At 54.5% G+C, this 14494-nt stretch carries 13 protein-coding genes; 4 read left to right on the forward strand and 9 right to left on the reverse strand.

From position 1 onward, the window contains the following. The first annotated feature begins 46 nt into the window (after positions 1-46). Complete coding sequence (arcA, locus tag OGV38_RS09350) at positions 47-763, forward strand: two-component system response regulator ArcA (protein WP_001194359.1); 717 nt, start codon at positions 47-49, stop codon at positions 761-763. Between the two features lie 60 nt (positions 764-823). Here the strand turns inward: arcA and creD are convergent, their stop codons facing one another. The 4 genes from creD to creA are packed head-to-tail and all read right to left on the reverse strand — an operon-like array spanning position 824 to position 4848. Further along, positions 824-2191: a cell envelope integrity protein CreD gene (gene creD, locus OGV38_RS09355; protein ID WP_286473215.1), complete on the reverse strand. Its 1368-nt coding sequence runs from the start codon at positions 2189-2191 to the stop codon at positions 824-826. 57 nt (positions 2192-2248) lie between these two features. Continuing rightward, entirely contained in the window at positions 2249-3673 is a 1425-nt protein-coding gene (gene creC / locus OGV38_RS09360) for a two-component system sensor histidine kinase CreC (RefSeq protein ID WP_286473216.1), read from the reverse strand. Then, on the reverse strand, positions 3673-4362 hold the full coding sequence (creB, locus tag OGV38_RS09365) for a two-component system response regulator CreB (protein WP_286473217.1): 690 nt from the start codon (positions 4360-4362) through the stop codon (positions 3673-3675). Before creB ends, creC begins: the two co-directional genes overlap by 1 nt. A gap of 12 nt (positions 4363-4374) precedes the next feature. Beyond that, positions 4375-4848, reverse strand: a complete 474-nt coding sequence (gene creA / locus OGV38_RS09370; protein WP_016151621.1) for a protein CreA — start codon at positions 4846-4848, stop codon at positions 4375-4377. Positions 4849-5059: 211 nt separating this feature from the next. Here creA and robA point away from each other — a divergent pair, with 211 nt between their 5' ends. Next, positions 5060-5929 (forward strand): MDR efflux pump AcrAB transcriptional activator RobA, encoded by an 870-nt coding sequence (gene robA / locus OGV38_RS09375; protein ID WP_286473218.1) that lies wholly within the window; start codon positions 5060-5062, stop codon positions 5927-5929. Here the strand turns inward: robA and gpmB are convergent. Next, positions 5926-6573, reverse strand: coding sequence for a 2,3-diphosphoglycerate-dependent phosphoglycerate mutase GpmB (gene gpmB, locus OGV38_RS09380; RefSeq protein ID WP_016151619.1), 648 nt, complete (start codon positions 6571-6573; stop codon positions 5926-5928). The two genes, robA and gpmB, sit on opposite strands and share 4 nt — an antisense overlap. 52 nt (positions 6574-6625) lie before the next feature. Between gpmB and yjjX the strand changes: the two genes are divergently transcribed. After that, positions 6626-7141: an inosine/xanthosine triphosphatase gene (yjjX, locus tag OGV38_RS09385; protein ID WP_269518504.1), complete on the forward strand. Its 516-nt coding sequence runs from the start codon at positions 6626-6628 to the stop codon at positions 7139-7141. 75 nt (positions 7142-7216) lie between these two features. On the opposite strand, the gene trpR is transcribed toward yjjX, so the two are convergent. Both trpR and sltY read right to left on the reverse strand, forming a co-directional pair. Further along, on the reverse strand, positions 7217-7543 hold the full coding sequence (gene trpR, locus OGV38_RS09390) for a trp operon repressor (RefSeq protein WP_019078321.1): 327 nt from the start codon (positions 7541-7543) through the stop codon (positions 7217-7219). An 89-nt stretch (positions 7544-7632) separates the two neighbouring features. Then, a complete protein-coding gene (gene sltY / locus OGV38_RS09395; RefSeq protein ID WP_047358370.1) occupies positions 7633-9570 on the reverse strand; it encodes a murein transglycosylase in 1938 nt (645 codons plus the stop codon). 408 nt (positions 9571-9978) lie between these two features. On the opposite strand from sltY, the gene ettA reads away from it, so the two are divergent. After that, on the forward strand, positions 9979-11646 hold the full coding sequence (ettA, locus tag OGV38_RS09400; RefSeq protein WP_286473219.1) for an energy-dependent translational throttle protein EttA: 1668 nt from the start codon (positions 9979-9981) through the stop codon (positions 11644-11646). A gap of 99 nt (positions 11647-11745) precedes the next feature. On the opposite strand, the gene nadR is transcribed toward ettA, so the two are convergent. Both nadR and radA read right to left on the reverse strand, forming a co-directional pair. Next, complete coding sequence (gene nadR, locus OGV38_RS09405; RefSeq protein ID WP_016151614.1) at positions 11746-12975, reverse strand: multifunctional transcriptional regulator/nicotinamide-nucleotide adenylyltransferase/ribosylnicotinamide kinase NadR; 1230 nt, start codon at positions 12973-12975, stop codon at positions 11746-11748. Positions 12976-13040: 65 nt separating this feature from the next. Continuing rightward, positions 13041-14423 (reverse strand): DNA repair protein RadA, encoded by a 1383-nt coding sequence (gene radA, locus OGV38_RS09410; RefSeq protein WP_016151613.1) that lies wholly within the window; start codon positions 14421-14423, stop codon positions 13041-13043. Positions 14424-14494: the final 71 nt, after the last annotated feature.

The raw sequence follows: 14494 nt of genomic DNA on the forward strand, positions 1-14494 counted from the left end.
TTTTGTACTTCCTGTTTCGATTTAGTTGGCAATTTAGGTAGCAAACATGCAGACCCCGCACATTCTTATCGTTGAAGACGAGTTAGTAACACGCAACACGTTGAAAAGCATTTTCGAAGCAGAAGGCTATGATGTATTCGAAGCGACAGATGGCGCGGAAATGCATCAGATTCTCTCTGAATATGATATCAACCTTGTGATTATGGATATCAATCTGCCTGGGAAAAATGGCCTGCTGTTAGCGCGCGAACTTCGCGAACAAGCTAACGTTGCGCTGATGTTCCTGACGGGCCGTGATAACGAAGTCGATAAAATTCTCGGCCTCGAAATCGGCGCAGACGATTACATCACCAAGCCGTTTAACCCGCGCGAACTGACTATCCGTGCTCGTAACCTGCTGTCCCGTACCATGAACCTGGGTACTGTCAGCGAAGAACGCCGTAGCGTCGAAAGCTATAAGTTCAATGGCTGGGAGCTGGACATCAACAGCCGCTCTCTGATTGGTCCTGACGGTGAGCAGTATAAACTGCCACGCAGCGAATTCCGCGCCATGCTTCACTTCTGTGAGAATCCGGGCAAAATCCAGTCTCGCGCAGAACTGTTGAAAAAAATGACCGGTCGCGAACTGAAGCCGCATGACCGTACCGTTGACGTGACGATCCGCCGCATTCGTAAGCATTTCGAATCAACGCCGGATACGCCAGAAATCATCGCCACCATTCACGGTGAAGGCTACCGTTTCTGCGGCGACCTGCAGGATTGATTCAATCCTCACTGGTATAAAAACGGCGCTTTATGCGCCGTTTTTCATTTCCCTACTCCCCTATTTCCACAAGCGAAATTCGTCGCTCTGCGCAGGCTGAAGTTCTGGAAGTTCTGTAGATTTTGGCTTTGTTTTTGGCTGTGCCAGCGAGTGCCAGTCAAGATGACGCGTCAGGAACATGACCCCACAAAGCGCGAACAACAGCACGCCGGTTCCCAGCAGTAAAGAGCTATCCTGTGAACGTAGCAGCACCCACATCACACCATCCAGCCCCAGCAGCGCCACGGTGAACAAAATACTGTTCCGCCAGCCCTGCAATATCGCCTGCAGATACACACCGTTCATCAACGCCCCCACCAGACTTGCCGTTATCCACGCAGCCGTAAAACCAATGTGTTCCGACAGTGCCAGCAGCAGCAGATAAAACATTACCAGCGATAGCCCCACCAGCAAATACTGCATCGGGTGCAGGCGCAGATTGGTCATACTTTCAAGGACGAAGAAAGACATAAAGGTCAGCACAATCAGCAGGATGGCATACTTTGTTGCCCTGTCCGTTAACTGATACTGATCTGCAGGCGTGGTGACGGCGACGCTAAACGCTGGCATGCCCTGCCAACCAATCTTTTCGTCGTTAAAGCGCTCGCCGAGGTTGTTCGCAAACCAGCTGCTTTGCCACTGAGCCTTGAATCCTGATTCGCTAATTTCGCGCTTAGCCGGGAGAAAGTCCCCAAGAAAGTTGGGATGTGGCCAGTTGCTGGTTAAGGTCATTTCACTGTTACGCCCAACCGGAACGACGGAGAAATCGCCGGTTGCGCTCAAATTAAGCGACAACGCCATGCTCAGATTTTGCTCAGCCCAGCTCGCATCGGGTAGCGGAATATGGATCCCCTGCGCACGTCCATCCAGCCCCGTCCCAGGCTCAACGGCCAGCGACGCTCCATTGACCTGCGGCGCTTTTACCACCCCAATCCCGCGCGCGTCCCCCACGCCAACCACAATAAACGGTTTGCCAATGCTGATATTAGGATGATTTAAATCACTCAAGCGTTCGGCGTTAAACTCAGCCTTCACCGAAACATCATTGTGCCAGACCTGGCCCTCATAAATACCGATTTTACGTGCTTCAACGTTCTGATTCCCCTCAACTACCAACGACTCCGGCAGCCAGAAATGGATATAGCTACGCTTACGCTGGATTTCTTTACCATCCTCCAGTGAGGTGTAAAGTTCCGTTAGCGGAATGGCTATCAGCGGTCCTACCATCTTTTGCGGCCCGCTGGTGCTCTGTCGGATAGCATCTTCGACTTCATCGCGGTAATCCGATCGCTCCACGATGATCTGCCTGACCATCGTCAGCGGGATTAACAGCAGCAGTATTGCGCCACCTAAGGTGACTATTTTCCAAAACAGGGGTGATTTAAACATAGCGTTCTCCTTTGCAATATCAGCAAGGTAGAACAGCTATGTGCGGAGAATTTGAAGTTATGTGAAGTGAGCGTGAAGCGTAAACGAGGCCTGTGCGCCGCCTTGTGGTCGGTTGCACAATGTCACCGTCCCCTCGTACAGTCGCGCAACCTCACTGACAAACGCCAGCCCTAAACCGCTGCTCTTATGCCCATTTTCACGGGGCAGCGAATAGAAACGCTCAAAAATACGCGGCAACGCGAAGTCGGGGATCCCGCTGCCGCTGTCGATTATCTGCAACGTGACCAGTTCATCCTGCTGATGCGCGCTCAGCGTAATCGTCCCGTCCTGTGGCGTGAAGTCGATAGCGTTGTCGAGCAAATTCCCCAATGCCTGCTCCAGTAACGCAGGATCGGCGGCGACGCTAAGCGATGAAGGCATAATGGTAAGCGTGATGTTTTTTGCCGCCAGTTGCACGCTACGCGCCTCTTTGAGCTGAGCAAACAGCGCATCTACCGCCACTGGCGTCAACGTAATGTCCTGTCGATTCTCCAGCCGCGCCTGGCGTAACAGGGTTTCGACCAGCGCCTGCATGCGCGCATTTTGCGTCAGAATATTATCGGTAAAGCACGCAACCACGTTCGGCGGCGGACCTTCGCGCAAAATCTCAGCCGCGCCGCGAATGGCCGCCAGCGGACTTTTCAGTTCATGCGTTAACGCATAAACATACTGCTCAATGTAGTTTTTGCCCTCCAGCTTCAGTCGCATACTTTCCAGCGCCTGCGCCAGTTTACGTAGCTCGCTGCTGCCTAAATCAGGCAGTGGGACGGGGCGATTCTCGGTAACGGAGTCAGCATAGCGCGCCAGCCGGGCGATGGAGCGGTTTATCCACCATACCATCCCGATGCCAATCACTAAGGCAATGCCCAGCAATACGGCGCTGGCCCACAGCATCCGCCGTTCACTGCGTTTAATCACCGGCGCCATCGCCGCATTCGGTTTACCGACGCTAAGCACTCCGATAATACGTCCGCCGTCTACGATCGGCGCGGCCACGTACATCACTGAACTTTCCGGATCGTTCGGGTTTTGCGGCGTACTGCGGGCGCCATATTGCCCACGCAGGGTTAACCACACGTCGTTCCAGCGAGAATAGTCCTGACCGACAGCCTGGTTTGCGGAATCAAACAACACCTTACCCTGCGCGTCCGTCATGTAGACATGGTATTCATTACGGACTTTGTTAATGCCGCTGATATTAGCGCTGAATGGGCGGTTATGCAGTTGCGAAAATGCCTGCGCCAGCTTGCCGTTGGCGGGAGAGTCAGAGAGCAAGTCATCGCGCGCCAGCGCGGCCAGCAGCGTGGCGGTATCAATCAAAGTGCCTTCGGTTGCCCGGCGGACGCCTGGTTTAATTTCCTGTACAAAGATCGACAAAACGAACCAGGCGGCGACGGCAACAATCAGAAAATAGCCGAGCAACAAACGCATGCCAATGCGCATCAGACGCTCCTCAGGCTATATCCCATACCGCGATGCGTATTGATGGGGGAAAGCTCAGGGTTGATAGCCCGCAGCTTAGTGCGCAGCGTTTTAATGTGGGTATCGACCGTTCTGTCAAAGGTGTCCTGTGCATCGGCCCAGACTAAATCCATCAACTGCTGGCGTGAGTAAATGCGCCCCGGCGACAACAGCAGCGTTTTCAGCAACAGAAATTCATAGCGCGTCAGGTTTAACGGCTTGCCGAACCAGGTAATCTGCGCGGCCAGCTCATTAAGTTCAAAATCGCCGCAACGCGTCGTCGATGAAGGAGCAGAGAATTTCTGCACCCGCCGCAGCAGCGTACGCACGCGGGCGCACACCTCGCGCGGTGAGAAAGGCTTGGCAACATAGTCATCCGCGCCAATTTCCAGCCCCAGCAGGCGATCCACCTCATCGCTACGCGCGGTCAGAAACAGGATCGGCAACGCTGGATGCCGCTCCAGCAGGCGTCGACACAGTTCAAAACCGCTGATATCTGGTAGTCCGACATCCAGAATGATTGCATCAGGACAACGCTGGCGAGATTTCTCCAGCGCAGGTAACCCGCGCTCAAACGCTTCCACGCTAAAACCTTCCTGCTGCAGCATGTAGATGAGCGTATCGGCGATGCCCTGCTCATCCTCAACCAACCAGATCAACGGTTGTTGCATTTTGCTTCCTTGTTATTCCCGCCACGGCATGATGGGCACCGCGCTGATGGCATTTTTGGGCGATCCATCGACCACTTTATCTGAATAGGCCAGATAGGCCAGGGCATTACGTTTCGCGTCGTAAAAACGCACGACCTGTAAGGATTTAAACACCAGCGAGGTACGTTTTTTAAATACCACTTCGCCCTGCGCTTTGCCGTTCTTGATTCTGTCGCTCAGTTCTACCGGCCCCACCTGCTGACAGGAAATGGCGGCATCGGAGGTATCTTCCGCCAGCCCCAGCCCACCTTTGATGCCGCCGGTCTTCGCCCGGCTCACGTAGCAGGTCACGTTGGTAACATCTGGATCGTCAAACGCTTCGACCACAATTTTATGATCCGGCCCAAACATTTTGAACACCGTATCGACAGATCCAATCTGCTCCGCATGGGCGACCTGCGCTAACATCAGCAGAATTGAGGAAATGATTAAGCTCTTATATTTCATATTGTTACCATTTTTAAAAGTTACTCTGTGTAATTATTCGACATTCTAAGATAAAACGTATACAGATCACAGGATTACAATAATCACGCTTTCGAATGATCGAAAAAAGCATTTATGAGCAAAAAAAACACTGAATGCTAAAACAGCAAAAAATGCTATTATCCTCATACCTGACGTCAGGTACTCGTTGTTGAAAGGATGAGGATATTTTATGGATCAGGCTGGCATTATTCGCGACCTATTAATCTGGCTGGAAGGTCATCTGGATCAGCCTTTGTCGCTTGACAATGTGGCGGCAAAAGCAGGCTATTCCAAGTGGCACCTGCAGAGAATGTTTAAGGACGTGACGGGCCATGCTATTGGCGCCTATATCCGCGCCCGTCGTTTATCGAAATCCGCAGTGGCGCTGCGCCTGACTGCACGCCCAATTCTGGATATTGCGCTGCAATATCGCTTTGACTCTCAACAAACCTTTACCCGCGCGTTCAAGAAACAGTTTTCCCAGACGCCTGCGCTGTATCGCCGTTCGCCGGAATGGAGCGCGTTTGGTATTCGCCCGCCTATGCGACTGGGTGAATTTGCCATGCCTGCGCACGAGTTTGTCACGCTGGAAGATACGCAACTGCTTGGCACCACGCAAAGCTATTCCTGCTCGCTGGAGCAGATTTCAGATTTCCGTCATGAAATGCGAATTCAGTTCTGGCGCGACTTCCTTAGCCAGGCTCCTGCGATCCCACCGGTGCTGTACGGGCTGAACGAAACGCGTCCGAGCATTGAAAAAGATGACGAGCAGGAAGTGTTTTACACCACAGCACTGACGCCGGAACAGGCCAATGGTTATGTGCCGTCGGCACAGCCTATCCTGCTACAGGGCGGCGAGTATGTGATGTTTACCTATGAAGGACTGGGGACCGGCATACAGGAGTTTATCCTGACGGTTTACGGCACATGCATGCCAATGCTGAACCTGACGCGCCGTAAAGGGCAGGATATCGAGCGATACTACCCGGCAGAAGATGCCAAAGCGGGAGATCGCCCGATCAACCTGCGCTGCGAATTCCTGATTCCTATTCGCCGCTAGCGCTGCAGTTCGTCTAACGCAGGGGCGTCCAGATGTGAGATGTCCCCTGCCGTTTCAACTACCCATCCCGGCGCAAGCCACAAACTTTCCTGGTAATCGACGCGAGAAATAGAACAGTTGCGCAGACGCAGGCGACGTTCAGCCCATGCCGGTAATCCCAGAATCGTACTCACCAGGCAACCCAGTGCAATACCGTGACTGACCAGCAGCGGACGACTCCCCGGCGGCAGTTCCAGACAGGATGCCAGCGCCGCGTGGACGCGATCGCTCAGTTCCTGCATCGATTCCCCTTCAGGAATACGCCCCTCCACCGTACCGTTCACCAACTGGCGACGCCAGCCCTCTTCTTCCGACGTCAGCGTATCGATATGGCGTTGCTCCAGCACGCCCATATTCAGCTCGCGCAAACGTGAGTCATAGGTGATATCACAGCCACAGGCCTGGGCGATGATTTCTGCGGTGCGTCGTGTACGACCTAAATCGCTGCTGATGACATGCGTAATACCAAACGTGCGGGCGCGTTCGCCCACCTGCATGGCTTGCTGTTCACCTTTAGCGGTCAGTGGGCTGTCTGACTGGCCTTGAATACGTCGCTCGGCGTTCCACTGCGTTTCGCCATGGCGAACAAGGTATACCTGTAACATGCTTTTTTTCCGTTATACTGCGATGCGATGAATTTTCAAACTGAGCTTAATTATGCACAAGGTTATCTCTGCGACCACCAATCCTGCCAAAATTCAGGCAATTCTGCGGGCATTTGAAGAGATTTTCGGGGAAGGATCCTGCCATATTGAACCCGTCGCCGTCGAGAGTGGCGTGCCGGAACAACCTTTCGGAAACCAGGAAACGCGCACTGGCGCACGAAATCGCGTTGATAATGCGCGCCGTCTGCACCCGCAGGCTGATTTCTGGGTCGCTATTGAAGCGGGAATTGACGACGATGCGACCTTCAGTTGGGTAGTGATTGATAATGGCGTCCAGCGCGGCGAAGCCCGTTCAGCCACGCTGCCATTGCCAACTGTCATTCTCGACAGAGTCCGTCAGGGCGAAGCGCTCGGTCCGGTGATGTCGGACTACACGGGTATTGATGAGATTGGCCGTAAAGAGGGCGCTATCGGCGTCTTTACCGCGGGCAAGCTGACGCGCTCAAGCGTATACCACCAGGCGGTGATTCTGGCGCTCAGCCCGTTTCATAACGCAGTGTATTTATAGCGTTGTGCCGGATGGCGGCTTCGCCTTATCCGGCCACAACCGCGCCACATACTTAGGCCTGAAAGCGAAGCGCCATCAGGCATTTTTTAGCAGCACCTGCTCCAGCCAATGACGCAGATCCACCGGTGCGGATTTGAGGCTGTTCGACCCCCGTGTAATGGTGGCGATCCCCGCCCCGAGCTCGTTTTTAAGCTCGCGCTGACTCATCTCGCCGCGCAGCAGCTCTTCAATGATACGCACGCGCGTGCCCAGCGCTTCGCGCTCATCCGGCGTTAACATCAAATTGAGCAGGGGCAGGTGTAAGTCTTGTTCATAGGCGTGTTTAAGCAGATCGACAAAACGTAACCACTCCTGGTGACGCTGTTCTGCCATCTCTGCCGAATAGGGTGATTGCTGAGTCATAAGTTATCGCCATCGTTGCGGGGGAAGCGTGCTTGCCTCCCCCTTTTGTACTCTTTAACGAGTACGATAGCATAACACAACCGACACGATCAGTAACGACGTTGCCATTCTGCGTCGCTCATCAACTCCGGTTTGTCACCGAGGAAATAGCGATAGTACGCATCGTAAGCCAGCACGTTCTTCACGTAGCCACGCGTCTCAGAGAATGGAATGCTTTCGACAAACGCGACAGCATCGATACGACCCGCGCTATTGCCAAGCCAGGTGCGAACGCGCCCCGGTCCGGCGTTATAGGCCGCCGACGCGAAAATGCGGTTATTACCGAATTGCTGATAGACATACTGTAAATAGCTGGTACCAATGTTGATGTTGGTATCAGGATCCAGTAGTTGGCTCGGGCTGCTGTAACCTGGAATCGAGAACATTTTCACCGTATGCGTCGCCGTGCCCGGCATAATCTGCATCAGCCCGCTGGCACCAACCGGCGATTTTACTTTCGGGTTCCAGGCGCTTTCCTGACGCGCTATCGCCATCGCATAGCTTGGCGGAATATCCTTACCGCTGGTGTAGCGTGTAAACAGATCCTTGTAGGCCAGTGGGAAACGCTCTTCCAGATGATCCCACAGCTTACCGGCGATCGTCGCTTGTACGCTCAGATCCCACCAGTGATTGTTGAACGCATAACGCGCCAGCTGAGCCTGCTCAGACTTCGTGCGACTGGTGACCAGATTCGCCCATTCACTGCGCGCGGTATTGTCCAGGTTCCAGTACATTAGCTCGCGCACACGTGCCATTTCCGGTCCCTGAGTCAGCGCAGAGTCAACGTTTGCCGGGGCTTTATCCACTTTCAACTCGTACTCTTCACCCAGACGCTGTGCCGCCACCATCGGATAGAAACCGCGCTGCTGCATGAGCTGGTGCAGGATCTCTTTGGCTTCCGCCTCGCGCCCGCGCTCAAGCAGCAGATCCGCCTGCCAGTAACGCCACTCATCTTTCTCTTTTGCTTCCATTGGCAGACGCGCCAGCCAGGTATTCAGACCACGACGATCGCCGGTTCCCAGCGCCATGCGCACACGGCGCTCCACAAGCGAGGTGGAATTCGAGCGCATAATGGCGTCATCGCGCCATTTGGCCTGCTCATCGGTAACGTCATTACCCATCAGACGCCAGGCGACGATGTCGCGCAGCTCCTGGGTTTGCTCGTCATTCAGCTGTTGCGCCTGCGCCAGAGACGGGATCATCAGGCGGGCGTTTTCCGCATCCTGACGCGCCACGCTGGAAAAAGCCACCGCCGCCATCTGTCGGGTGAAATCCGTCGCGCCAGTGGTGCGTGCAAAGGTCATCACCGAATTCGGATCGTTGGCCAGCGCGATGATCGCCGAAGCGATAGTTTGGTATTGCGCGGGCATTTGCCCAGCTAACGCCGTGACCAGACCGGTATTCCCTGCTTTCATCGCCAGACGAATACGCTCCAGATACGCCAGCGGATCCTGAGTTCCTGAGGCGCGCCATACGCCGAATAATTTGTCACAGGCGTTCGGCTGGCTTTTCCCGCTCAACCACAGTTCTTTCGCGCCCTGCCAGGCCTCTTCGGTTTGCCCGGTGCTCCATTTCGCAAAGTAATAGTTGCATTGCGCTTCCGTGGTACCCGGTTTTTCTGGGCTGAACGCCAGTAGTCCACGCCAGTCCTCCCGTCGCGCCAGTTCATTCACGAAACGTGATTGCAGAGTACGCGCGGGGGGCAGCGTCGGGTTGGCGCGCACAAAATTGGTAACGGTAATGGTAGGCTGATTCATCAGATCGTCAGTAATCTGACGATATTCCAGATAAGGATACAGAGGATAATTCTTCAGGCCGGGCATCATCTGCTCTACGACATCCATCTGTCGGTTATCCCAGGCCTGTTTAATTTGCGCATAGCGACTGCGCTGCTCATCCAGGGAATCGGCTCGCGCCACTTGACTGACCGTCAGCAGACATACGCTGGCCGCCAGCAGGCGCCAGGTAAATTGATTGGCTTTGTCCACAAGCTCTTCCTCTTCTCATGTTACGTCTGTGCAGCATCATGCCGCTTAATTAGTTCATGCTAACCAGACATTGCAGAATGCGCCACGTCACGGACACTTTTTTACTTTTGTTGCGAGTGAGATCTGCTGGCTGGGATTGGGCAATGAAAAAGGCTACACTTCGCCTTTGATAACTATTTACCAATAATTAGCCCTAAATAATTCAAGTTGCAGCAAGGCGGCGAGGGAGTAAATCCCCTGAGCGTACAAAGTGCGTGACTGGGGGGAACGACAAATCTGTCAGGAACAGATTTGAACGCTGCGGAGCAGCGGCCCGCAAGGGCGAGGCTCATGGATGAGCCGAGTAACTCACAGCCAACGCATCTGCAGCTTGAAGTATGACGGGATAAATAAAGAGGCGAGTCCAACGTGGCCCAATTTGTTTATACCATGCATCGTGTCGGCAAAGTCGTTCCGCCGAAACGTCATATTCTTAAAAACATCTCACTGAGCTTCTTCCCTGGCGCCAAAATCGGTGTACTTGGTCTGAACGGCGCGGGTAAATCGACCCTGCTGCGCATTATGGCCGGCATTGATACCGATATCGAAGGTGAAGCTCGCCCACAGCCTGGCATTAAAATCGGTTACCTGCCGCAGGAACCGAAACTAAACCCGGAACATACCGTTCGTGAATCCGTGGAAGAAGCGGTTGCCGAAGTGGTTAACGCGCTGAAAGGTCTGGATGAAGTGTACGCAAAGTACGCCGAGCCGGACGCCGACTTCGATAAACTCGCTGCGCAACAGGGCAAGTTTGAAGAGATCATTCAGGCGCACGACGGTCATAACCTGAATGTGCAGCTTGAGCGTGCCGCTGACGCCCTGCGTCTGCCGGACTGGGACGCTAAAATTGAGAACCTCTCCGGTGGTGAACGCCGCCGCGTCGCGCTGTGCCGCCTGCTGCTGGAAAAACCAGACATGCTGCTGCTCGACGAACCGACTAACCACCTGGACGCCGAATCCGTTGCGTGGCTGGAACGCTTCCTGCACGACTTCGAAGGCACCGTGGTGGCGATTACCCACGACCGTTACTTCCTCGACAACGTTGCGGGCTGGATTCTGGAGCTTGACCGCGGCGAAGGTATTCCATGGGAAGGCAACTACTCCTCCTGGCTGGAGCAGAAAGATCAGCGTCTGGCGCAGGAAGCATCTCAGGAAGCGGCTCGCCGTAAATCCATTGAGAAAGAGCTGGAGTGGGTGCGTCAGGGCGCTAAAGGCCGTCAGTCTAAGGGTAAAGCCCGTCTGGCACGCTTTGAAGAGCTGAACAACACCGAATACCAGAAGCGTAACGAAACCAACGAACTGTTTATCCCACCAGGAGCACGTCTGGGTGATAAAGTCGTTGAAGTCACCAATCTGCGTAAATCCTACGGCGATCGCGTTCTGATTGACGACCTGAGCTTCTCCGTACCGAAAGGCGCTATCGTCGGCATCATCGGTCCGAACGGCGCGGGTAAATCTACCCTGTTCCGTATGATGCCCGGTCAGGAACAGCCAGACAGCGGCACCATCACGCTGGGTGAAACCGTCAAGCTGGCTTCCGTTGACCAGTTCCGTGACGCCATGGACAACAGCAAAACCGTGTGGGAAGAAGTTTCCGGCGGGCTGGATATCATGAAGATCGGCAACACCGAGATGCCAAGCCGCGCCTACGTAGGCCGCTTCAACTTTAAAGGTGTTGATCAGGGTAAACGCGTAGGCGAACTCTCCGGCGGTGAGCGCGGTCGTCTGCACCTGGCGAAGCTGCTGCAGGTTGGCGGCAACATGCTGCTGCTTGATGAACCAACCAACGACCTGGATATCGAAACCCTGCGCGCGCTGGAAAACGCCCTGCTGGAGTTCCCGGGCTGCGCGATGGTCATCTCGCACGACCGTTGGTTCCTCGACCGTATCGCGACCCACATTCTGGATTACCAGGATGAAGGTAAGGTTGAGTTCTTCGAAGGTAACTTTACCGAATACGAAGAGTACAAGAAACGCACGCTGGGCGCAGATGCGCTGGAGCCGAAGCGTATTAAGTACAAGCGTATTTCGAAGTAATTACCGTTAAGCGCCGGATGGCGGCGTTACGCCTCATCCGGCCTACGAGGTTAGTGCGACTTGTAGGCCGGATAAGCGCAACGCCATCCGGCATTTACGCTATCTCTGCTCGCCCATCAACTCTTTCACCAACTCCACGCAGCGCAGAAATCGACCGTCATAGTCGGGCTCCTGAACGTGCACAAAATTGATATTGTTTTCCTGCAGCATCTCGACCAGCAGCGACTGAAACGCTTTTCTGTCAACCGAACTGCCGAGACTGCGTAAGCCATCCGCCACCCATGGAGTATTGTTCTCCAGCAGGATCACCAGGTCAAAGCGATACTCGTCAATCAGGGCCTGCACAAACGGGTGTTCACGCCCTTCATACTTTTTGCAGAAGGCCTGAGTGGTAACGAAATCGGTGTCGATAAACGCCACTTTATTGGCATACTTGACAGCAAAATCAATGTATTGGGCTTGTCCCAGGGCGATTTTATCGTAGTCGGAATACTGCAACGCCATCTCATCACCGCCCAAATGGGAGAAGACGTAATCACGCCCATATTCCCACGCACTGGTAGTGTTAAAGATATTGGCGAGCTTGTTCACCAGCGTCGATTTTCCGCTCGACTCTCCGCCGAGGATCGCCACAGTGCGCACGAAAAACGGCTTCACTTCTGTAGGAATATACTCCCAGTAGCGAAACGGGTTCTCACGGATTTGCCCGCCGCTGATGTTCATAAACGTTCGTTTGGGATCCACCAGCACGGTTTCGATCCCCAGATGTTCCAGATACTGCGGGGCATCTGACTCTTCAGAGGTGTAAATCCAGTTAGGCTGGATCCCTTTCTCCTGCATAAACGTTTTGATCCCGTTGCTCCACACATCCCAACCGTGTGGATACGGCTCCATACCCTCTTCGTTGAAGGCATGAATACGGATATTTTTCTGATACTTAAAGGTTTGCAGCAGCCAGCGTAGACGATCGGGCACCGTGGGCTGTTGCGACATAGCACTGTCTTCAAACAGGCTGCGATCGCGCGTGTCGTCATACCCCATGATGATATGCAGTTCATCGACCTGACTACACGCGCGCTGGATAAGATAGATATGGCCGGTATGCAGCGGATAAAACTTACCGAATACCACACCGATATTCTTCTGCTGGCGCGGAAACTCCAGCCCGAGAAACCGGTGCAACGCCTCCAGCTTTTGCGCGCTGGGGCTTTTAATTTTGGCATTCAGCAGTTGACTTAAATATCCCTTGGTCATGCCACTGGCATCTGCCACCTGTTGCAGGGTACAGCCCTTTTGCTTAATGGCAGTTTTCAGATAATCAAATGACACAAGAGCCTCCTGCTGTAAAAATAAACGTAATACCCAATACCGCCGGAAAGACGGCGGGTATTTTATTATAGGTCGTCAAACACGCTTAAAGCATCCGTAAGCTTCTTAACGCCAAAGACCTGCATCCCTTCCGGCACTTTTTTCGGCACGTTGGCGGCAGGAACAATCGCCCGACGAAAGCCGTGCTTCGCCGCTTCCGAAATACGCTCCTGGCCGCTGGGTACCGGACGGATTTCGCCCGCCAGTCCCACTTCGCCAAAGACCACTAAGTCCTGCGGCAGCGGTCGGTCGCGCAGGCTGGAAACCATTGCCAGTAGCAGTGCCAGATCGGCGCTGGTTTCGGTAACCTTCACGCCGCCAACCACGTTGACGAACACGTCCTGATCCGCCATCTGCAAGCCGCCGTGACGATGCAGCACGGCCAGCAGAATCGCCAGACGGTTCTGCTCCAGACCAACCGCCACACGACGCGGATTCGCCATCATCGAATGGTCGACCAGCGCCTGAATCTCCACCAGTAACGGGCGCGTGCCTTCCCAGACCACCATCACCGAACTGCCGGAGGTGACTTCATCGCCACGGCTTAAGAAGATAGCGGAAGGGTTGCTAACTTCACGCAGCCCCTGTTCGGTCATGGCAAAGACGCCCAGTTCATTCACCGCGCCAAAGCGATTTTTATGGCTACGCAGAGTACGAAAACGAGAATCGGCGTCGCCGTCGAGCAGCACCGAGCAGTCAATACAGTGCTCCAGCACCTTTGGACCGGCCAGCGAGCCGTCTTTGGTGACGTGGCCGACCATGACAATCGCCACGCCGCGCGTTTTGGCAAAGCGGGTCAGGTAAGCCGCGGTTTCGCGTACCTGTGCCACGCTGCCCGGCGAAGACTGAATGTCCGCCATGTGCATCACCTGAATGGAGTCGATAACCATCAGCCTCGGCTGTTCTTCTTCGGCAATCAGGCAAATTTGTTCGATACTGGTTTCCGACAGCATGTTCAGATTCGCCGTCGGCAGACCGAGTCGATGCGCGCGCATCGCCACCTGTTGCAAAGACTCTTCGCCGGTGACGTACAGGGTTTTCATCTGCTCAGCGAGCTTGCACAGCGTTTGCAGCAGCAGCGTTGATTTCCCTGCGCCGGGGTTACCGCCAATCAGGATGGCGCTGCCTGGCACCACACCGCCGCCCAGCACGCGGTCAAACTCTTTAAATCCGGTGGAAAAACGCGGCAACTCTTCAAGGCTGATATCAGACAGCTTCTGCACTTTTGCGATGCCCGCATTCCCGGCATAGCCACTGAGCCGCTCGTTACGCGCCACCGTTGGTGACGCAGCAAGGCGTACCTCGGTAATGGTGTTCCAGGCCTGACAGGCGCTGCATTGCCCTTGCCAGCGCGGGTAATCGGCCCCGCATTCGTTACAAACAAAGGCGCGTTTTGGAGCTTTGGCCACGTTTTACCTCTTTCGTTAGCGCGTTTACCGGACAGCGTGGGCGCTTATCCGGCCTACGGTCACTTTGCCAT

The sequence above is a fragment of the Citrobacter sp. Cb080 genome, from assembly GCF_030334745.1.
GTDB lineage: Bacteria > Pseudomonadota > Gammaproteobacteria > Enterobacterales > Enterobacteriaceae > Citrobacter > Citrobacter braakii.

Bases quoted from the DNA above. Each gene is read 5' to 3' on its own strand.
- arcA (WP_001194359.1), top strand. From the start codon at position 47: ATGCAGACCCCGCACATTCTTATCGTTGAAGACGAGTTAGTAACACGC.
- creD (WP_286473215.1), bottom strand. From the start codon at position 2,191: ATGTTTAAATCACCCCTGTTTTGGAAAATAGTCACCTTAGGTGGCGCA.
- creC (WP_286473216.1), bottom strand. From the start codon at position 3,673: ATGCGCATTGGCATGCGTTTGTTGCTCGGCTATTTTCTGATTGTTGCC.
- creB (WP_286473217.1), bottom strand. From the start codon at position 4,362: ATGCAACAACCGTTGATCTGGTTGGTTGAGGATGAGCAGGGCATCGCC.
- creA (WP_016151621.1), bottom strand. From the start codon at position 4,848: ATGAAATATAAGAGCTTAATCATTTCCTCAATTCTGCTGATGTTAGCG.
- robA (WP_286473218.1), top strand. From the start codon at position 5,060: ATGGATCAGGCTGGCATTATTCGCGACCTATTAATCTGGCTGGAAGGT.
- gpmB (WP_016151619.1), bottom strand. From the start codon at position 6,573: ATGTTACAGGTATACCTTGTTCGCCATGGCGAAACGCAGTGGAACGCC.
- yjjX (WP_269518504.1), top strand. From the start codon at position 6,626: ATGCACAAGGTTATCTCTGCGACCACCAATCCTGCCAAAATTCAGGCA.
- trpR (WP_019078321.1), bottom strand. From the start codon at position 7,543: ATGACTCAGCAATCACCCTATTCGGCAGAGATGGCAGAACAGCGTCAC.